General features: G+C 28.5%; 19 protein-coding genes. 15 read left to right on the top strand and 4 right to left on the bottom strand.

Annotation, left to right across the window (positions count from 1 at the left end; all coding sequences use genetic code 11):
* Both rfbG and EU92_RS06620 read left to right on the top strand, forming a co-directional pair.
* The coding region (gene rfbG, locus EU92_RS06615) for a CDP-glucose 4,6-dehydratase (RefSeq protein WP_032523527.1) at positions 1–754 on the top strand (754 nt) is incomplete at its 5' end.
* Positions 755–816: 62 nt separating this feature from the next.
* Positions 817–1,767 carry an NAD-dependent epimerase/dehydratase family protein gene (locus tag EU92_RS06620; RefSeq protein ID WP_032513013.1) on the top strand — a complete coding sequence of 317 codons (951 nt, stop codon included), beginning with the start codon at positions 817–819 and terminating at the stop codon, positions 1,765–1,767.
* A gap of 31 nt (positions 1,768–1,798) precedes the next feature.
* Here the strand turns inward: EU92_RS06620 and EU92_RS06625 are convergent, their stop codons facing one another.
* Positions 1,799–3,490, bottom strand: coding sequence for an ATP-binding cassette domain-containing protein (locus EU92_RS06625; protein ID WP_032513014.1), 1,692 nt, complete (start codon positions 3,488–3,490; stop codon positions 1,799–1,801).
* 82 nt (positions 3,491–3,572) lie between these two features.
* On the opposite strand from EU92_RS06625, the gene EU92_RS06630 reads away from it, so the two are divergent.
* A complete protein-coding gene (locus EU92_RS06630; protein ID WP_032513015.1) occupies positions 3,573–5,090 on the top strand; it encodes a B12-binding domain-containing radical SAM protein in 1,518 nt (505 codons plus the stop codon).
* Positions 5,091–5,174: 84 nt separating this feature from the next.
* Entirely contained in the window at positions 5,175–6,296 is a 1,122-nt protein-coding gene (locus EU92_RS06635; RefSeq protein WP_032523526.1) for a hypothetical protein, read from the top strand.
* Between the two features lie 28 nt (positions 6,297–6,324).
* On the opposite strand, the gene EU92_RS06640 is transcribed toward EU92_RS06635, so the two are convergent.
* The gene (locus EU92_RS06640) at positions 6,325–7,413 is read right to left on the bottom strand and encodes a glycosyltransferase family 10 domain-containing protein (protein WP_080727635.1); all 1,089 of its coding nucleotides are present in this window, start codon (positions 7,411–7,413) and stop codon (positions 6,325–6,327) included.
* 90 nt (positions 7,414–7,503) lie between these two features.
* Here EU92_RS06640 and EU92_RS06645 point away from each other — a divergent pair, with 90 nt between their 5' ends.
* Together EU92_RS06645 and EU92_RS06650 are read left to right on the top strand one after the other, a co-directional pair.
* Positions 7,504–8,109 (top strand): thiamine pyrophosphate-dependent enzyme, encoded by a 606-nt coding sequence (locus EU92_RS06645; protein ID WP_206537406.1) that lies wholly within the window; start codon positions 7,504–7,506, stop codon positions 8,107–8,109.
* 4 nt (positions 8,110–8,113) lie between these two features.
* Positions 8,114–8,650, top strand: coding sequence for a hypothetical protein (locus EU92_RS06650; protein ID WP_032513019.1), 537 nt, complete (start codon positions 8,114–8,116; stop codon positions 8,648–8,650).
* An 11-nt stretch (positions 8,651–8,661) separates the two neighbouring features.
* Here the strand turns inward: EU92_RS06650 and EU92_RS06655 are convergent, their stop codons facing one another.
* Positions 8,662–9,867 (bottom strand): DegT/DnrJ/EryC1/StrS family aminotransferase, encoded by a 1,206-nt coding sequence (locus EU92_RS06655; protein WP_032513020.1) that lies wholly within the window; start codon positions 9,865–9,867, stop codon positions 8,662–8,664.
* A gap of 94 nt (positions 9,868–9,961) precedes the next feature.
* Positions 9,962–10,822, bottom strand: a complete 861-nt coding sequence (locus tag EU92_RS06660) for a hypothetical protein (RefSeq protein ID WP_032513022.1) — start codon at positions 10,820–10,822, stop codon at positions 9,962–9,964.
* A 192-nt stretch (positions 10,823–11,014) separates the two neighbouring features.
* Between EU92_RS06660 and EU92_RS06665 the strand changes: the two genes are divergently transcribed.
* From EU92_RS06665 to EU92_RS06700, 9 genes are all read left to right on the top strand, one after another.
* Positions 11,015–12,148, top strand: a complete 1,134-nt coding sequence (locus EU92_RS06665) for a radical SAM/SPASM domain-containing protein (RefSeq protein ID WP_032513023.1) — start codon at positions 11,015–11,017, stop codon at positions 12,146–12,148.
* 3 nt (positions 12,149–12,151) lie between these two features.
* Entirely contained in the window at positions 12,152–12,964 is an 813-nt protein-coding gene (locus EU92_RS06670; protein ID WP_032513025.1) for a hypothetical protein, read from the top strand.
* 13 nt (positions 12,965–12,977) lie between these two features.
* The gene (locus EU92_RS06675; protein WP_032523354.1) at positions 12,978–14,024 is read left to right on the top strand and encodes an aldo/keto reductase; all 1,047 of its coding nucleotides are present in this window, start codon (positions 12,978–12,980) and stop codon (positions 14,022–14,024) included.
* 107 nt (positions 14,025–14,131) lie between these two features.
* The gene (locus tag EU92_RS06680; protein WP_032523353.1) at positions 14,132–15,967 is read left to right on the top strand and encodes a thiamine pyrophosphate-binding protein; all 1,836 of its coding nucleotides are present in this window, start codon (positions 14,132–14,134) and stop codon (positions 15,965–15,967) included.
* The gene (locus EU92_RS06685; RefSeq protein ID WP_032513029.1) at positions 15,964–17,115 is read left to right on the top strand and encodes a methyltransferase domain-containing protein; all 1,152 of its coding nucleotides are present in this window, start codon (positions 15,964–15,966) and stop codon (positions 17,113–17,115) included. The genes EU92_RS06680 and EU92_RS06685 overlap by 4 nt, the downstream gene beginning before the upstream one ends.
* Positions 17,116–17,118: 3 nt before the next feature.
* Positions 17,119–17,685 carry an NUDIX hydrolase gene (locus tag EU92_RS09390; RefSeq protein ID WP_052045050.1) on the top strand — a complete coding sequence of 189 codons (567 nt, stop codon included), beginning with the start codon at positions 17,119–17,121 and terminating at the stop codon, positions 17,683–17,685.
* On the top strand, positions 17,679–18,674 hold the full coding sequence (locus tag EU92_RS06690; protein ID WP_032513030.1) for an NAD-dependent epimerase/dehydratase family protein: 996 nt from the start codon (positions 17,679–17,681) through the stop codon (positions 18,672–18,674). Before EU92_RS09390 ends, EU92_RS06690 begins: the two co-directional genes overlap by 7 nt.
* A gap of 31 nt (positions 18,675–18,705) precedes the next feature.
* Complete coding sequence (locus EU92_RS06695; RefSeq protein WP_032513031.1) at positions 18,706–20,532, top strand: N-acetylneuraminate synthase family protein; 1,827 nt, start codon at positions 18,706–18,708, stop codon at positions 20,530–20,532.
* On the top strand, positions 20,529–21,566 hold the full coding sequence (locus EU92_RS06700; protein ID WP_032513033.1) for a GDP-mannose 4,6-dehydratase: 1,038 nt from the start codon (positions 20,529–20,531) through the stop codon (positions 21,564–21,566). The genes EU92_RS06695 and EU92_RS06700 overlap by 4 nt, the downstream gene beginning before the upstream one ends.
* The last annotated feature ends 5 nt before the right edge of the window (positions 21,567–21,571 follow it).

Below are 21,571 nucleotides of genomic sequence, written 5' to 3'. Positions count from 1 at the left end.
AAATTTGATGGGTACCTTAAATTTATTAGAAGCAATAACTAATACGAAGTTCTCAGGTACCGCATTAATAATTACAACTGATAAGGTTTATTGGAATAATAATTCAAATCAACAATTTAAAGAAGATGATTTTCTTGGAGGGTATGACCCTTATAGTGCGTCTAAAGCAGCTACAGAGATTGCAGTTGCAAGTTGGCGTTTATCTTTTCTGGATAAGAACTCTATAAAATTAGCCACGGCAAGAGCTGGGAATGTAATTGGCGGTGGAGATTGGGCAAAGAACAGAATAATCCCTGATGCAATTAAATCAATTTTGAAAAAAGATTCTCTTAAGATAAGGAATCCATATTCATCAAGACCTTGGCAACATGTTTTAGACCCCTTAAATGGATACTTAAATCTAATTGAATACCTCGAGGAAAATAATATTGAGCATGAGAATAAAATATCTTCATATGCTTTTAACTTTGGTCCCAATACAACTCAAAATAAATCGGTATTAGAACTAATAGAAAAAATATATTCTTTTTGGCCAGGAAAATATCAATTCGATAAAAACACCATTTATCATCATGAATCAGAAAGCTTAAACCTTTGTATTAATAAATCTCAAAAATTACTAGATTGGAATCCTAAATTAAATTTTGATTTATCTGTAGAAATGACTACAAATTGGTATAAAGATTTTTATTTAAATTCAAAGCATGCAATGGATATTTGCCTTAAGGATATCAATAACTTTTTAAATTTATAGCTTCAAGAGGATAAAATAACATCAAAATTTTATGTTATTTTGGTTAATGAAGTATATAAATTATGGCTAAATCCAAAATTCTAATAACTGGAGCAAATGGAGTACTTGGAAATGCTTTTAGGAGAAATAAAAAACTTTTTAATGATTATGAGATTATTTATACAACTGGGAGAGATTGCGATCTAACAAGTCCACAAGAATGCAATAAACTTTTTGAAAAGATTAAACCGAATTTTGTATTCCATTTAGCAGCTAAAAGTGGTGGGATAGGTTTTAGCAAAGAATTTCAGGCCACATTATTTAGAGATAATTTATTGATGGCAATTAATATTGCCGATAATTGTGTAAAAAATAAAGTAAACAAATGTATTTTTACTCTATCTGTTGGAATGTATCCTGAGAATGCAGAATTACCAATTAAAGAAGAGTCTAATTTAACAGGAAATCCTCATTCATCTGGAACAGGCTATGCATATGCGAAAGCAATATTAGAACCTTTAATTAAAACTTATTCATCTCAATACAAAGTTAATTTTGTTGGTCTAGTCCCCAATGGGATATATGGACCTGAGGATAACTTTGATCCTGATCATTCGACTATGTTACCTTCATTAATAAGAAAGGCTTATTTATCAAAATTAAATAATGAAAATTTAGAAGTATGGGGAGATGGCACCCCATTAAGGCAATATACCTTTGTAGATGATTATGTTCATATTTATAAATGGTGCATAAATAATTTTAATCTTCCAGAAATTATTAACGTTGGTACTGCAGAAGAACTTTCAATTGATGATATTGCAAAATTAATTTGTAAGTCTTTTAAAATTGATCAAAGCAAAATACACTATCTTACTAACAAACCAAAAGGGATTTTCAGAAGACCAATGGATAATTCTAAATTCATAAAAGAATCTGGTTTTGAATTTACACCCTTAGAAAAGGGTATAAAAGAAACATGTTTATGGTTTGAAAAAAATGAAGACTTTATTACTATTAGAAATAAATATTAATTTTATTTTAAAAAAAATTCTCTTAAAAATACTATATAGACTTTATCTCATTCTGGGATAATAAATATTTATGTATATTTTCATTATTCTCAACAAAATTATGGGAGATAAGAATTGTGCATTTGATAAATTTCAGCTTACCTAAATTTCCCAAAATCCTTATTCTAGAATTTTCATCAATTGCTGATAAAGATTCATCTAAGAATAAATAACTAGGTTTCTGGTATAAAGCTCTTGCTAAGGAAAGTTTTTGTCTTTGTCCACCAGATAATAGATTCCCATTTTCTCCACACATTTTATTTGCAAATCTGAAATCTTTTCCAATAATCTCCCACATCCCTATCATATCTATTACTTCCTTTAGAAGTTTTTTATCACAATTCTCGAGTAAATTATTGTTAGTTATATTTCTCAAAATTGTATCATTACGAATAAATTGATTTTGAGATAAGTAAGCAATTGAACTCAATATTTTTTTCTTTTTTATTAATTCCTCATCACTAAGCTTCGCATTAATCCAAATAGGAATTCCTTGAATATAAACTTCTCCAGAATCTGGGGGTACAAGACCACAAATAATATCAAGAAGAGTTGACTTACCAGTTCCATTATTTCCAATCAAAATATTTACTCCTGATTTAAAACAAAAACTTAATCTCTTCAATATCACTTGATTCTTATTGTACTTAAAAGTTATATTCCTGAATTCAATTATATTTGAGGCATTATCACTCAGTCTAAATTTTTGATGATCTAAAATGTGCGTTTTATTTTTATTAAACAAGAACTTTATATCGTGACATACTGAGAATGCGAAACCTTTATATGCCATTACATTGGCCCAACTAGAAAATAAAGTTTGAATTACGCTAATTGCTCTTAAAAGGGAAAATAAAATTGCTGGATTACGAAAAACTTCTCCAAAACTATTATCCCTTAATAAAAAAATCACGGCAGATATTAATATAATAGGCTCTAAAATATACCTAGAAAAATTTGAGTAAAAAGCTATAAAACTTCCATTCATCCATGTTTTTTGGATCAACCTTTCTTCATTAGATATTTCTTGATGTAATGCTTGAGAAAAGAAAATTTCTCTAAAAGATGAAATTAGCCTTACATTGCCTAACATCAATTGGTTCAGGTTATCCTGATGAAATTCTGAAATTTTTGTTAATTTTTTCTTTGCAAATACAGAAATCCCCAAGAACAACAAGGCAGTAAAAGAGATTAATAAAATAGTATTAGTATCTGAATTAAATAAGACATAAATAGCAGATATTATAAGAGTTAAAGCACAAATAATTAGTTGAAAACAGGAAAATAATGAATGTATAGCCAACTCAACATGTTTTGAAAGCTTATTTATATAAAATCCCTTTTCTTTTTTCTTAAAGTTTATGTAAGGAAGTTGTAAATAAGAATAGACAAGATTTGTATGAAGACTTGTTCCTACACATGCTGTTGTAATTACTGTCGAATAAAGAAGTAATAATCTTGTAAAAGAGATAAAAATAATTGTTAGAATTATTAAAAGTGGTGGTGATAATTCCCAATAATAAAAAATAAAGTTTTCTTTATAATCAGCTGCAATCAGATAATATAGTCCTAAATCTAATAAAGTAACTAAAAGAGAAAAAATTAAATGCTGAGAGATCAGGTATTGTGATTTTATATTTACATTCTGAAGAATATTCTTTAAAATGTTGTAAGCATGAAACATAATAATTAAATATTTTTCTAAAATTAAGTTATAAAATGCTTTTAATTATTTTTTTTAAGATTAGCACCTACTAGCAGATTATATGGATTGTTTACTTGTTCACTCTAACTCAGCCAAGAGAGCTTATCAAAACTTAAGTAATAAATTTTCTGGAATCGAGCCTCCTACATGGTCTCTTTTACTAGCTGAAAGTTGCAGATCAAAAGGTTTTGAAGTAAAAATATTAGATTGTTGTGCAGAAAATCTTTCAAATGAGGAAGCAGTTAAAAGAATAAACGAACTGAAACCAAGAGTAACTCTATTTGTAGTTTATGGACAAAATCCTAATGCAGGGACAACAAGTATGATTGGTGCTAAGGAATTAGCTAGCGAAGTTTATAATGCTGAAATTGATACACATATATCATTTGTTGGCTCTCATATTTCAGCTCTTCCAAAAGAAGTATTAGAACTAAAATGTGTTGATTCAGTACTATTAAATGAGGGTGTTTATGCTCTATGGAACCTATTAAAATGTGATTTAAGCGAACAAGATCTAAAAAAAGTCAAGGGAATTGGTTGGAAAGATAATTCAAAGAGCTTAATAATAAATGATCCTGAAAGAATTGTCCCCCAAGAAAGAATGGATATTGATTTACCTGGATATGCATGGGATCTTCTTCCAATGAAAGAAAAGCCGTTTGATTTATATCGATCTCACGTTTGGCATGCAAATTTTAACGAATCTATGCGTTCCCCATATGCCGCCATATACACAAGCCTCGGTTGTGTGTATGGTTGTGAATTTTGCATGATAAATATTTTAAATAGAACTGATAATTCAGAAAACATATCTGCTACTGATAGCAGAGTAATGAGATTTTGGTCTCCGGAATGGGTATCAAAACAATTTAGGATTCTAAAGGATTATGGCGTTTCTACAATTCGAATATCAGATGAAATGTTTCTTTTAAATCAAAAATATTATGTTTCTATATGCAAGAAGATAATCGAAGAGGATTTTAATTTTCATATGTGGGCATATTCAAGAATAGATACGGCACGAGAAAAAGTTCTTGATCTTACAAGACAAGCAGGAATTAAATGGCTAGCTTTGGGAATTGAGGCGGGTAATCAAATGGTTCGGCAAGAAGTATCTAAGGGTTCTTTTAAGGATGTAAATGTAAGAGAAATTTGTAAGATGATCTCAAGACACGATATTAATATAATAAGCAACTACATAGTTGGATTACCTGAAGATAGATATGAAACTATGACTGATACTCTTAATCTTGCATTAGAACTAAATACTGAAATGATGAATGTATACCCATGCCAGGCATTGCCAGGATCTAAACTTTATACTATGGCTAAAGAGGAAGGATGGGATTTACCTAGTAATTATGAGGAATTTGCATTCTTATCTTATGAATGCAAACCTCTACCTACTAAGTTTTTATCTTCGAGAGAAGTTCTGAAATTTAGAGATTATTTTTGGGAAACTTATTTCAGAAATCCCGCCTTCCTAAAGAAGGTGGAAGCAAAATTCGGATTACAGCAAAGGTTGAATGTTGAAGAGATGGCTGGGCACAAGTTAAAACGTAAAGTTTGTGGAGACTAAAATTATTTCTTTAAAGATTATAAATCTTAGTCAACTTAAAAAATCTTTTAAAAAGAAATTAAACTTTAAATTCAAAAATCTTTTATGTCTTTAATATTAATAATTAATGAAAAAGAAAAAGATCTTAATGATGAGTTTAAATATTATTTTTTTCTTAAGTTTAAAGCTATATATGACAAAGCTTTTGGGAGAAATTTCACTCGTATAATTAATATCAAAGAAATTAAAAGTTACAATTTTAAAAATGGAGATTTTTTCTTACTGTGTTTTTATCCAAAACTTGGTGAACTAAAAAAATTAAAAAAATACATAAATGCTAGATATTCTTTTTTAGGGATGAATCTAGCAGATAGTCAACAATATTTAAAAGAAATATTTTCTTATTATGCAAAATTCTTAGATTTCTGTTTTACAGGAGAACTAGGAGAATCATTCATGTATGAATCATTTTATGGAATTGCATCTTTTCATCATCCTTTATTTGTTATTAGGACTAAAAATTTCTTCGAAAAGCCTACAAAGCTTGATAAATCAAATAAAAGAATTTTTGACTTCGTTCACTCTGGCAGAATTGATAATGAAAGAAGAGGAAGAAATGAAATTTATAATAATCTCAAAAATTCCAAAATTAAATTTTTATTTATTGGACCTTCTAAAAATTGTAAATTTTTAAAGATGAAAGAATTACATCTAAATTTCAGAAAATGTAAATTTGGTATCGTTAACGGCTCAGCTCCATCTTCGAATCCGTTATCCAAAAGAAAAATTACTTATCAACATCAGTTTAAAGGGAAAATTTTTGAATATATGATTGCGGGTTGTGTCCCAGTGATTGATCACGCTCCAAATTCTTATGCATTTGAACTTAAAGAAGGCGTAAATTATTTTAGATTAAGTGATTTTTCAAAGAAAAATTTAGAAAGTTTACTCGAAAATGACGAATCAGTAATAAATAAAATTAGGGAAGAAAATTTTAATTTAATTAAAAAATATTGTTCGATCAATAGTTTTAAAAAACAATTTAACCTATTTATGGAAAGTTCTATGTTACACACTTCTAAAAATCAAGAAATTACTATATTTGATGAATTAATGTGTAAAGCTTCATATGACTACAGCATACTTAGAAAAAAATTCTCTTTCTCAATAATATTTTCTGGATTTTACTTTTATAAAATATTTAATAAATTTTTTAGCAAATTCTAAAAAAACAATAAAACCTTTAACAAAATCTTTAAGAAACAATCTCATTAAGTAAAAATTTTGCGTAAGTTTTATATCTATATTTATCTGCAGCTTTAGATATCAAAAACTCATATATATTTCTTCTATAAATTTCTTTTTTTTCTTCAGACATTTTATTTACATAATTAGAAATTTGCTTTAAAGCTCCACTCTTTTTAATTCTTAAGTAACAGTCATTAGGGATAGAACTTATATCTGGACCATAATATATAGGTATTGAACCCGCCAGCATAGGGTCAAATAATTTTTCTAAAACAATTTTAGGACTTCCCAAAAAAGGTTCAATTGCTAATGAGAAATCATACTGATTTAATGTTTCAGATTTCAATTTAACCATCCCATTAGATTTAGTAGAATATCTAAAAATATTTATAAAATTCAATACTAATTTTTTAATATATTTGTTTCTTACTATCAAAAATATTAAAGGCATATCCATTGGAATTTGTCTTCTTTCCCATCCATTCCCATATAAATCAAATATTTTACTTTCATATAAATTTAAATCTTTTACAATTCTTTCTCGAAATAAAAAGGAGGAATTTTTGTTTAAAGCTGATTTATTACTAGCAATATAATTAATTTTTTTCTTCCTTTTTGAATTACTTATAAAAGATTTCATTTCTTTTATTTCGTTTACACTTGGAAGTGTAGGTAAGGTAAAAGTAGAAGTTTTATAGTTTCTAAATTTAAAATTTGAATCAATTGTATTAATAATGATTTTGTGAAATAAAAATGGGATAATTAACAAATTTCTACTTCTTGCTACTGGAGTATCTTCGATAATCAAGATAGTTCGCTTTTTAAAAATAATATTCCTTAAATTTATTTTTAATAAATTAATCAAATTTGGGATATCCCAGAAAATTATAAGATCATATTTAAAATGGTTTTTCTTATTATAATTTTCTAAATTTACATCAGACTTCTCGCATTCTTTAAAAAATTCAAGACCTCTTCTTGATCCTATTTCTCTTAATTCTTTTTTAGCATTAAAAACTCTTAAATCTTCTGCTTGCTTTTCATTATCTTTAAAGTTTACTTCTCCGTAATAAGAACTAATTCCAATTAACATCATTTCTAAACAAAGTAAAATTTTATCACAACTTAAGTTATGATCGGTCCTTAGCTTAAAATTATATAAATTTTATAGGATAGGATTTGTATTATGAATTTATTAGATAAAAAATCCTTAATAGATTTTGAAAGAAAGGTTGCTGATAATTTTAATGATGCAAAGATAAAAGCACCAATCCATCTTCACGGTAATAATGAAACTCAACTTATAAATATTTTTGAGAACATAAATCAAAAAGACTGGGTATTCAGTTCATGGAGATCTCACTATCATTGCCTTCTCAAAGGTGTCCCAGAAGATATCTTATTTAAAGATATTAAAGAAGGAAAAAGCATAACACTTATTTATCCAGAATACAAAGTTTATACAAGTGCTATAGTTGGAGGAATAATTCCTATTGCCCTTGGAACAGCTCTAGGTATAAAGAAAAAGAATATTAAAGACTCTATCGTATATTTATTTATGGGTGGAATGACATCAGAAACAGGAGTAGCTAATGAAGCAGTTAAATATGCTATTGGTCAAGATTTACCGATAGAGTTCATAATAGAAATTAATCACAAATCAGTTTGTACTGATACTTTACCTACTTGGGGATTAAAAGATTATTCACTTAAAGGGTCACCAAAGGTAAAATTCTACGAATATGATCTACCTTGGCCACATGCAGGGGCCGGCAAAAGAGTTCAATTTTGATTTCATGAAATATTTTGAAGCACTTTCTGAATCCATGAGATGGCTAGGAGAAAAAAATGACACCATTTTTATAGGTCAAGCAGTAAATTATCCAGGCACTGCTTTATTTAATACCTTAAAAGAAGTTCCCGAAGAGAAAAGAATTGAACTTCCAGTATTCGAAGAAACTCAACTTGGAATAAGTTCAGGATTATGTCTGACGAATTTTAGACCGATAAGTATATTCCCAAGATGGAATTTTCTTTTATGTGCAACTAATCAATTAGTAAATCATCTTGACAAATACCCAATCATGAGTGAAAACACCTTTTGTCCAAACCCTATTATAAGAACTGCAGTTGGATCTGAAAAACCCCTATTCCCTGGCTATCAACATATCGGGAATATGAGTGAAGGATTTAAGAAAATTCTTACAAATATAGAAATAATTGAACTAAAAGAAACAGATGATATTATTCCGGCCTATAAATACGCATATGAATACCCAAAAAAGAAGGCATTTTTAATTGTTGAATTTGCAGATTTCTATAACGAAAAATAAAATTAATGATTCTAAAACTTGTCTATAAATTCTTCTATAGTTTCATGAAGGCGATTAAACATTTCATTAGTCATCCCATGATGAACAGGCAATAAAACGCCTCTTTTCATAACTTCATCAGCATGATGTAAACCCGAGGATGTTACTCTTTTCTCTATTCCTTTACACATTGGTTGCTTTAAAATATTTCCAGTAAAAACAACTCTAGTTTGAATATTTCTTTTTTCCAAGTAAATTTGAAAATCATTCCTTTTAAAAGGTGCATCTTGAGAAATCAAGATAGGGAAAGCTAACCAAGACGTATTTACTCCTTCTGTTTCTATAGGATTTAAAAAGAATTGCTTATGTTTGTTGAAAAACTGAATTTGTTTTTTAAAGTTTAATTGTCTTGTATTGATATTACTCTTTAATTTTTTTAGTTGTTCTAGACCAAAAGCAGCTCCTAACTCATTTCCTTCTACATTATATCCAACAGTTTCGAAAACAAACTTAGCATCATAATCAATTCCGTTCAAATCGATGTTGAATCTATTTTCTATTGCCTCACTTTTCTCATCAAAAAGAGATGAACTCCTCCCCCAAGATCTTAAAAGCTTTGCAGATTTGAGGATTTGATCATCATTTATTGCCAAAGCTCCACCATTGCCTGCGCAATTAATAATATGTGACCCATAAAAACTTGTTATTGATATATCTGTAAATGATCCACTAGATCTACCATCTTCGAAAGTTGCTCCTAATGTATCCGCAGAATCTTCAATTAATAGAAGATCATATTTATCTGCTATCTTTCTCAATTTATCCCATTCGCAGAGATTACCCATTAAATTTGGAGCCAATATAGCTTTAGTTTTATCCGTAATTAATTCCTCAACCTGCTCAACATTTAAGCAATAAGTCAAAGGTTTAACATCTACGAAAACCGGTATAAGATGATTTTTTAAAATAGCTCCTATAGTTGTTGAAAAAGTTAGTGCAGGAGTAATAATTTCGGATCCTTCAGGAAAATTGCATGCTTCCACTCCAATTAGAAGAGCTGAAGAGCCCGAATTAACATATAAACAGTGTTTCTTATCGAATAAATTAGCTATTGCTTTTTCAAATTTTCTTGAGTAATAACCCATTTGAGTTGACTCTCCAAGACATTTAACTACTGCCTCTATTTCCTCCTCCCCATAAACCGTCTTGGCATATGAAATCTTCTCAATTTCTTTCATTATTTTTTTGTTTTATTTATAGTATTAAACTAGATTATAAAACTAAATTTATTAAAAAAATTATTTGAATGGAAACTTTTTTTAAAGCTTAATTTTAAAAAAGTTTTTCACCTGAGCGGAATTTTATTAGATTATATCTAATAGAATTAAAAATACGATCTATAAATTTAAAAGCAAAAGAATTTTTTTTATAAAAAACTATATATTGTATTTTAGAGAAATTAAACAATGCAAACTTCAAAAATATATTGGTATTTAAATTTTTTAGCCAAACCATCAATCTTAATCTAGGAATTGTATTCCTAACGCTACTGTCTTGCCCAGGATGAGTTCTGTAGAAATAGAGATCTGACTTTAAATTCATGACCATAAGTCCTTTCCTAGCGAATTCATATATAATCCTGACATCTTCATGCGGGCCTAGATAACTATTATTTTTAAAATATTTAATTAAACGAATTCTTTCGTAAACCATAGTTGGATAAACTATTGGCCTTGAGAAAGGAAGGAAATAACCCCTTAAAACTTGATTTTCATTTATAAAGTTAATTTTATTTATTGATTTATCCTGCCTATTGGGCAATAAAAGCCCTTTTTGATTAATATATTTTACTTTTGAACATAAAGAATTTGGTTGAAACTTTTTTAACAAGTTCAAGATATATATAGCCATTTGCGGAGAAAATAAATCATCATCATGGCAAAACATAATATATTTTGAATTTGAATAATTCAACAAAGAATCTATGTGTTCTCTTGCGGTTTTTAGCTTTCCTTTTTGTTTAATTAACACTCCTTCAAAGTTCTTCAATATTTGACTATGGTGTTCAACCAAACTTTCATGCATGGATATATGCTTTCTAACACCATCTTGAATTTTTAATTTATTAAAGGCCTTTATAGATTCTTCTGCGAAATAATCTTTACGGGTAACTTGAAGAAAAATATCAAACAATTTTAATCATGGAGAATATTATTAGATAGTAGTTTTTGTAGTTTTGTTATTAAATTATAAATTAATAAAATTTAATCATTTTCTGACAATAAATTAAGAGTAAAGAATGAAATTTTGATTTTTTCATTTTTTTATGGTTATCATTGACTTATTAATGTATATTTTGTAAACTTTTAAAAATAATTTACTTAAATGGCAATTTCAGATACTATTACTGTCGAAAATAATGCCATTAGTGAAATAGAGCAGAATAAGAGAGAATTTCAGAGAAATAAAAGACCCAGAGTTTTCGAAAAAATTGATAAGCATAATTCTGACACTCTTAATGGTTCTATAAGTCCCATTCTAAGATTAAAAATTAATCGATCTGCATGCAATATGCAGTGTCAACACTGTTGTGAAGAGCCTTACATGACAAGAGATCTTGTCAAAAGAACAGGGAAGAAAGATCCTAGAAAGCAAATGGAGTTAGAAGATTATCGTAAGCTTTCTCTAGAAGCTGATGAATATGGAATATTTAGATTTGTCATCACAGGAGGAGAGGCTCTCTTAGATAGAAAACTTGGTGATCTTATTGATATCTTAGACCCCTATAAACATTTAATCATTTTAGATTCGAATGGATGGTTTTTCGATGATGAAAAAGCGAAGTGGTTTGCTGACAAAGGTGGTTATAAAGTTCAAATTTCTCTTGATAGCATGAATCCTGCCGATCATGATGCATTTAGAAGGACGCCAGGTGCTCACGCAAAGGCTCTTAGAGCATTTAAAGCCGCTAAAAAAGCGGGTTTACAAATGCTTTTATCGTCTTGTTTAATAAAAGATAGAGTTTTTTCCGAAGAATTCGAAGAAATGATGGCTTTCTGTGCTGAAGAAGAAATTCCTCTTTACTTAACATTAGCTAAGCCTGTTGGTAGCGGTAAAGGCCATGATGAATGGGTATGTACGAAAAAAGATGTAGATTATTTAAAGTTCTTAGAAGACAAACATCAAATTTTTACTCATATGACTCCTTCATATGGTCATCCTGGGAAATGTATCACTGTTAAAGGAATAAATACCGTTAATCATGATGGAGAAATTATGCCATGCCCATTTATGGACATGTCCCTTGGGAATGTTACTCAAGAACCATTATCACTAATACTAGATAGGGGTATGAAAAACAAATGGTTAGGGCCTTATAGAGATGAGTGCATAATCGGTGAGAATTGGGAGTTTATAAAGTTTCATAATGATAAAGTTAATGAATGGTCAGAAGAGGTACCTTATTTACCAGTACCATATGAGAAAGGGTTTGCTTTAACAGATACTGTTGAAGAATAATTTATGTCCTATTTCAATGAGTTAGGTTGGAGACAGCCTAATAGTTCATATAGAACTTATAGTGATTCCAAGACTAACTATTATAAGCTAAATGAATTTATAAATCAGCCTCAAAAAATTCTAGAAGAATCAAAAAAATATTTCCCAAGCCTTAAAGATATAGACTCTACACTTTTTGAGAAGAATTTAGAGGAATTAACTAAAAGAATTGAATCCAATAAAGATTACAAGCCAATTCTTAAATCTAAATATTACCCTTTTATTATTCCTATAAATTCTAAAAAAATAGATATTGGAGAACAATTAGAAAAAGAATTACTACCTCTTGTAGAGAGATCATTTACAAATGAATTTCCTGATTGTCATTTTAAAATTACTATTCAAAATAATCTTTCTCTACAAGAAAGAATTACAATCTCTAAAATTTCAAGATATGAAAACTTAGTAAAAACAAATAATAAACATGTGATTTGTGGTTTTTATTTTCCTGAAGCTTTAATAGGCTATGATATTCCTTCTCAAAAGAAACAAATGGCGGATTTACCTGAATTTGATGGTATTTGTATAAGCGGAGCATTAGATGTGTGTAGCGCTCTAATTGGTAATCCGCAGATGCTAATTCACAAAGAAACTTATTCTCCAATGTTGTGCTTGACAGCTCTAGAACATCAAGACAGAAGGATAACTTGCTTGTTTAAATCCTATGGTCCACATCTAGAATTTTGGGGCCTAGGGAACCAATTACTTCCTGGCATAGATCAAGTTTCAGAACAATGGTCTGGAGGTCTTACTTTTTATCAGGCTATGGCTAAATAGATTCTTGACAATTATGAACTTGTCTCGAGTTTCCCTTGGGACGATGTTATTTGGATCATTGATAAGTAAAGAAAATTCCTTTTCTTTGCTAGATGCTTTTCACTCTTATGGAGGAAGAGCTATTGATACTGCACAGATGTATCCAGTCCCATGTACAAAAAACAAAATAGGGTTAAGCGAACTCATTATTGGTGAGTGGATAGAGATTAATAATGTAAGGACAAATTTATTTATTAGTTCAAAAATAGGAGGCAAATCTGAAAAAGTTCCTTTCCTAAACTCAAATTACAATAGAGTTTATAGCGAGATACATCTCAAAAATGAACTTGAGCATATATTATCCAGATTGAGAACAAACTACTTAGATGTTCTTTATTTACATTGGCCAATAAGAAAAACTCATAATTTTAGTAAAGGGATATCAACTAATCCTCAAAAACTTTATGAAATATCTGAACCCAATCTGGATGAAAATATTTTAAATCTTATAAATTTACAAAAAACAGGTTTAATAAAAGCTATAGGGCTTTCTAATGAAACTCCTTATGGTCTCATTAAACTGGTTGAAGTAACAAAGAAATATAATTATCAAGGTGATATTTTCATTCAAAACCCCTATAACCTTATAGCTACAAGTTACATAATTACATTACAAGAGATTTGTTTAAGAGAAAGAATAAAATTACAAGCTCACTCTCCATTAGCTTTTGGTCTTTTAAGTCAAAAAAATGTTGGCAATTTATTAGATAAGCCAAATATTGATATAAATTCTAGGAAATCTAGATATCCTGAATACTTTAGAAGATATGATTTAGCAAATCATAATGATTTTTTTCAGGATTTAGAAAAAATTTGCACAAAAACAAGCACAAATATTTATGACTTAGCATATGGTTTTTTATTAAATGATCCAACTGTATCTCATATAGTCATAGGGCCGAGAAATATCAAGCAATTAGAAACTTCAATAAAAAGCATTAAAAACTTTAATTTAAAAGATAAAACCCATATTGATTTCGTTTATCAATTATTGGAGAAATATTCAATATTGGCATTTTGATTAAAAAAATTTTTCATTATTTTCTTTTTATACTTAATAAAAGTTTTTACAAAAAATTTATAATTCCCCTTTTAGAAGTTTATAGTTTTAAAAAGAATATATAAATAATGAGAGTAGCTGATTTTATTTTTGATTATCTTAAGAATCTTGGGATTAGTAATGTTTTTTGCCTCCCTGGAGGTGGGGCTATGCATTTAAATGACGCATTGTATAAAAGTGGTATAGAAACTACTATTTGCTTGCATGAACAAGCTGTAGCCATATCCGCAGAATATTGGGGAAGAGTCGAAAATAATAAATTTGGAGTTGCTTTAGTTACGAATGGTCCTGGTGCGACAAATACTCTTACCTCAGTAGCTGGTGCCTATATAGAGTCAATTCCAATGCTTATATTATCTGGGCAAGTAAAAAGTACAGATTATCAAGCCCAAAAATCACTCCGTCAAACTGGAGTTCAGGAAGTGGCAACTTTATCAATGGCTGAGCCAATTACAAAGTATCAAGCAGTAATAACAGCTTCTAATCAAATTAAATCAACTTTAGATAGGGCAATATTTGAAATGCTAGAGGGAAGGAAAGGGCCTGTTTGGATTGAGGTTCCTCTGGATATTCAAGGATCAAAATATAGTGAACTAGAACAAATTCAAATTCCTAAAAAAAATAAAAAATATTCTGAAATTGAAAACATTAATTTGGAGGAATGGGCGCCTATTATTTCTTCAAAGAGAAGAATAGTTTTGCTTGCAGGTCAAGGCGTTAGACTCGATAATGCAGTAAAAGAATTAAATAATTTTATTGAAGAGAACAAAATAATATCAGTAAGCACATTCCCTGGGAAAGATTGCTTCGAATATGAAAATCCACTTTTTGTTGGTCATCCTGGTACTGTTGCAAAAAGATCAGCAAACTTAGCAATTCAAAATTGTGATTTATTGATTTCAATTGGTTGTAGTCTAAATAATATAATCACAGCTTATAACCAAGCTGAGTTTGCAAGAAATGCTGATAAAATAATTTTTGATATTGATAAAAATGAACTTAATAAAGTTTTACCCCCTAATTCATATAAGATTCAATCGACGGCCATAAACGCAATAAAAGATTTAAAAATAGCTTTTAAAAAGTATGGTGATACTTACAGAAAGAACTGTTCCGAATGGATAAGTTTTTGTAAAGACTTAAAAGAAAGATTCTCTTTTGAAAAAGATAATGCTTTCAGTCTTAATGAAGCTGCTAATCAAAAAGGTATAAATATATATGAGCTCATGGATGGATTATCTAATCCACTTAAAGATTTCAAATACATTGTTACAGGAAGTTCAGGTTTTTGTATTGAAGCTTTTTATGTTTTGTTCAAAAATAGTCTTGAACAGAGAATATTAATTGATTCCGGTCTTGGATCAATGGGATTTGGATTGCCAGCTGCAATTGGAGTTTGTAAAGCAACCAAAGAAAAAGTGATTTTAATAGAGGGAGATGGTAGTCTTCAAATGAATATTCAAGAACTAGCGACCTTAAAAGGCAATAATCTAAAATTGATAATTATAGTAATAAATAATAAAGGTTATTGTTCTATAAGAAATACCCAAGATGGATATTTCAAAGGAAGACGTTTAGGTAGCGATAAAAAAAGCGGTTTACATCTACCTGATCTGTCCAAAATAAGTAGTGCTTACAAAATAAAACACTATTTTTGTTACGATCTTGAGTCAATTAAGACAAACATAAAAATTAATGAAAATTTTGATGGGCCTTTAATACTAGAGGTTTTTACTTATCCTGATGAAAAACTACAACCTAAAGTAAGTTCAATACCAAATGAAAGAGGTGAGATGGTTACAATGCCTATAGAAGATATGTCGCCATTGCTTGATTTAAGTGAGCTAAAAAGATGGATGAGATACAGCAATCTACTGGATAGATCAATTGATGCCAGAAAATGAAAATTTGCAGGGTATGTAACTCTAAAGAAATAAGAGATTCTTTCACTCTCAACAATTTCCCTTCTTCTGCTCAGGGATGGACTAAAAACGAAATTGAGGCGAAAGTTTTAAAGGAGGATATAAATGTTTTTGAATGTAAAGAGTGTGGGCTGGTTCAAATTACAAATCAACCAGTCAAATATTATAAAGAAGTAATTCGGTCTTCTGCTTACTCAGAAGATATGAAATTTCAAAGATTAAAACAATTTAGTGCATTAAAAGATTTATATATTACAGAAAATAAAATATTTGCTCTTGAAATTGGAACTGGGGCTGGAGAATATTTGAACATATGTAAAGAACTTAATTGGGAAAGTTTTGGAATAGAATGGAGCAAAGAAAATATAAAAAAAGCTATTGGGAAAGAAAAAATAATAAATGGTTTTGTTGGCGAGTCAAATACTGAAGATTTAAAATTAAAACTATTCAATTTAGTAGATAAAGAAAAAATAAATTTCTGTTTTTGTCTAAACTTTATTGAACATTGGCCAAATCCAATTAAGTCATTAATGGAAATTAAAAAGTTGATTTCTAAAGAAGCCATTTGTCTATTTGAGGTTCCAAATTTTAATATGATAAAAGAAGAAAATTTATATTCTGAGTTTATACCTGACCATTTGAGTTACTTTACCATCAATAGTTTTTCATATCTTATTAACAAAGCAGGCTATGAAATTATTAAAATTGAAAATTTTTACAATGATTATATAATTTCATGTTACTGTAAACCAAAAAATGAAAGTGATTTAAAAAATTTAAATATTAAATATATGAGTGAAAAAGAAATGATTTCCAAATCAATTAATAAACTTAAGGGTAATATTTTTTTCTGGGGAGCAGGACATCAAGCTTTGGCATATTTATCAATGATTGGTACAAATAAAAATATAAAAGTAATTGATAGTGCAAAATTCAAGCAAGGAAATTTTTGTCCTGGATCTGGATATAGAATCCACGAACCTAAAATATTAGAGGAAGTTAATTCTGGTGACTTAATAATATCCTGTGGGGGATACAATAAAGAAGTTTTAAAGATTGCGAAACAAATAATAAATGGTAATTTTAATTTTTACTATATTATTAATGGCGAACTCAAAAGAATCCAATAGATAATGTGGAAAATTTTTCATTATTTTATAGATATTTTAATTAAACCAAAAAAAGGCTTAGGTAAAAGAATTTTCTTAATATTAAGTCAACTGACTCCAATAACGAATGTAGAGTTAATAATAAAAACTATTCACAATAAATCATTATTGATCTTTAGGGATGATGAATTCTACGGCCCTGGATGGCATTTACCTGGAGGGATTCTAAGGTTTAAAGAAAAATCAAGAACACGAATAATTAAAACAATAGAAAATGAAATTGGAGTTCTTTCACCTAAAATTCAAGATATAAAATTAATGGGAGTATATGAAATAGTTAATTTAAAAATGATAGTTAGAAGTCATTTTATTTCGCTCATATTTAAAGTAAATTTAGAAGAAAATACTCTTAACTTTAAAGACTTTAATCCTAATAAAGAATATAAGAATGGAGATGTGGCAGCACATACAGATTCCCCAAATAATTTAATTAAAGAACATTTAAAATATAAAGATTTAATTGATGAATCTTTATTTGGGAACGAATCAAGAAAGTATAATATTGCATATGATTATCATGAAATATGTTAGATCTTAAAAAATTTTCTAATACTAATATTTTGATTACAGGAGGTACTGGGCCATTTGGTATATCAATCTTAAAAAAATTAGATGCTGCAAAATGTTCTTTCAATATTTTTCTGTTATCAAGAAACAAGGAAAAAGTAGAAATTTTAAAAAATAGATTTTCAAACCTAAATCTATTTTATATAGAAAGTGAACTGCCATTTATTAACAAATCCTTTATAAACAAATTACCCAAAGTTGACTATGTATTACACATGGCAAGTGTAACTGCAAAAGAAAGCTATGAAAATATTGATCCGCTTTTAAAATTCAGACTTTTGTCCGAAGGAACATTAGATATTTGTAATTATGCTTTAAAAATAAAAGCAAAAAGATTACTTTTTACGAGTAGTGGCTGCGTTTATGGTCCTAACAATAATAATGAACCTTTAAAAGAAGATAGATCATTATTAGTTTCAAATAACACTTCTAAAAATAATAGTTTAATTATAGGTAAGATTTCTGCAGAATATATTTGCAATTATTTTAGAGAATTTAGTGACCTTGATACAAAGATTGCCAGATGCTTCAGTTTTTGTGGAGAGGGAATACCTGTTGACTTACATTATGCGATTGGAAATTTTGCACATCAAGCTATAAACAATAAAGATATCATAATTAAAGGTGATGGAAAATCTATAAGAAGTTATATGGACTTAGATGATTTAGCATTTTGGTTACTGAACCAATTACTTAGGGATTTTGAGAGTAATATTATAAATACTGGATCTGATGAAACAATATCAATACTTGAACTGGCAGAAAAAATTAAATTTCTCGCGAATTCAAATTCAAAGATAAAAGTTCTTGGAGAAAAAAATGTTTCTCTATCTAACCCACAAAGAAATTTTTATATACCTGATATAACAAGAGCAAAAAAGGAATTGAATTTAACTATTAAATGTAAATTAAATGATTCTGTAAAAAAATATTTAAATAGTTTGTATCGATGAGTTATATTATTAAATTGAATTTGTAATTATAATGAATTCTGTAGAATTAATTGCCGAAATTGGAATAAATCATGATGGTAGTATAGAAAAATGTAAGAAATTAATTGATGGCTCAAATCATTCTGGTTGTAAATATATAAAATTTCAATATAGAAATTTAAACAGAAGTTATCATTCAGAGAAGGAAATTGGTGATGAGATCCTAAGAAAAGAAATAAACAGATGTTTCATTAAACCACAAGATTTAATTAACCTAACGGAATATGCAAAAAGTCTTGGATTATTTGTAGGTATAAGTTTTTTTTGCTCTGATGATATAAATGATTTTAAAAAAGATTTAAAAAAATTTGATTTTTTTAAAATACCATCTCCTGAGATGAATAATACTTATTTGATTGATAAACTTTTAAATTTAGATAAGACAGTTTTTTGCTCTACTGGTGCTCATTCCCAATCTGATATTGATATTCTTATCAAAAGATATAAAGGGCAAAAAAATTTAATACCTATGCATTGCGTTTCTAATTATCCATTAGAAGCATTCAATTCTATTATTGGTTATATTAGATATTTAAAAAAAATATGGGGAGGGAAAGTAGGGTATTCAAGTCATGATAAAGATCAAATTGGGTGTATTGTGGCAGCATCTATGGGCGCCGATTATATTGAAAGACACGTTACTTTAGATATAAATTCAGATGGATTAGATCATTCAACAAGCTCTAATTTAGCAAAATTCAAATTATTAAATGAACAACTCAAACTTGTCTCATATCAGAGACTAGGAGACAATCCCAGAATAATAAATCAAGGAGAAATTATAAATCTTCAGAACCTTGGCAGGTCTTTCTACGCTATTAAAAACTTCAAAAAAGGTTATAAGATAAACGATAAAGATTTTGAATATAGATCTCCCAGGACAGGCTTAGGATTTAAAGAATTTAAAAATTATTTAGGTAAAGAAATATATTCTTCAATTTCTAAGGGAGAGGTTTTAAGTGAATATCACTTCAAGAAACCTGCAATAAAAAACTTTGATATCTCTGGTCTATTAAATAAAAAAATCAATAATATTTCATTACCTGTAAGATTACATGACATAGAAAAAATAAGAAAAATTTTCAATATCTCTAGTTATGAATGCCATTTATCTTTTGGAGAAGTTTTAAATAACAAAGATCTAAATTTATTTTTAAATGATGAAAGTTATTCGATACATATTCCAGATTATATCTCCTCTACGCAGTTGATAGATCCTTTTTCAGAAAATAAATCTACAAAAGAAAAATCAATTCTTTTGATTAAAAAAACACATGAATTAGGTACTTATCTCTATAATTTAACAGGTAAAAAGATAATAATTGTTGGTAGTTTTTCTATTTATAAAAAGAGCAAAAAAGAATTTTATTATTCCTTAAAGAAGTTGCATAATCAATTTAGTGATTATAGGGTGGAATTGTGTTTTCAATTGTTACCTCCATTTGCATGGTATTTTGGCGGGAGCATAAAAGTTGATATTTTTGATTCTATGGAAGACTATAAATTAATTTCAGATCTTAATCTTAAGATTTGTACAGATTTAAGTCATTTACTTATGTCTTCTTACTACTATAATTTTGATCCTGAAAAAGCATTTGAATTAATTGAGAATAATTCAGTGCATTTCCATATTTCAGGCGCTGATGGACCGGATGGCGAGGGTAAAGGACTTGAACATTTAAAAAATAATGAAAAAAGAATTCTGGATAAGATGATATTTAGTGATAAGTTATGTGTTATAGAAGTATGGCAAGGCCACCTAAATGGTTTTAATGGATTCAAAGAAGAGATAGAATACATCAATAAAGTTTACTCTTGATTAAAAATTCTCCACAAAAACATCTTATTATCGGCGGTTCGGGTCAAGATGGTTCACTACTTTCAAATTTCCTTATTTCTAAGGGACATGAAGTCCATATTACATGTAGAAACATTACTAGCTTTTCACTAGAACGTCTTAATTACTTAAAAATCAAAGACCGTTTAACTATTCATAAATGCGACATAAAAGATCTCAATTCATTCCAAAAAACATTAGAAAGTGTTCTACCTGAATATATTTATTTTTTAGCTGGTTATACTAAAACAGCTGATTCCTTTAGCGATATTTTAGAAGTAGCTGATAGCAACCTTAAACCAATTTGTTTTCTTCTAGATTTTTTAAGAAAAAATATACCAGATACACGTTGTTTATTTGCAGGCAGTTCAGAAATATTCGGCCAAGAGAATGTAAACGAGAAAGTGACCTTGAAATCAAAAGTTAATCCAACCAATCCATATGGCGCCTCTAAACTATTCTTATTTAATGTAGTTAAGCAATACAGGGATTACTACAACTTACCCGTAATGACTGCAGTTTTATTTAATCATGAAAGTGAATTAAGGAGTCATTTTTTTGTGACAAAAAAAATCACCAAGAATCTTGTAACTTTTACCAAAAATAACGACTATAGCTTTCAATTAGGGAATATTTCTTCTCAAAGAGATTGGAGTTCAGCAAAAGATTTTGTAAGATGTTTTTATTATGCTCTAAATGTAAAAACTAAAATAGAGGATATCTTACTTGCTAGTGGAAGACTAAGGACAGTAAGAGAATTTATAAATATATCTGCAAATTATCTTGGATTAAAATTAGTTTCTGAAGGGGAAGGAATCAATGAAAAAATTTACTGTAAAAAAAGCGGAAAGCTTATAATTTCAATGTCTCCAAGATTTTATAGAGAACTTGATACCCCTGGATTAGTTGGAGATCCTACAGATACTATAAAAAAAACTGGTTGGGAGCCAGAATATTCATTAGAAGAAATAATAAAAGATATGATAAATTATGATATTGAAAAAAGTAAATCCTAAATATT

The organism is Prochlorococcus marinus str. MIT 9107 (assembly GCF_000759855.1).
Lineage (GTDB): Bacteria > Cyanobacteriota > Cyanobacteriia > PCC-6307 > Cyanobiaceae > Prochlorococcus_A > Prochlorococcus_A marinus_N.
Note: the sequence above shows the minus strand (reverse complement) of the source record. Positions and strands in the feature narration are given on the sequence as shown.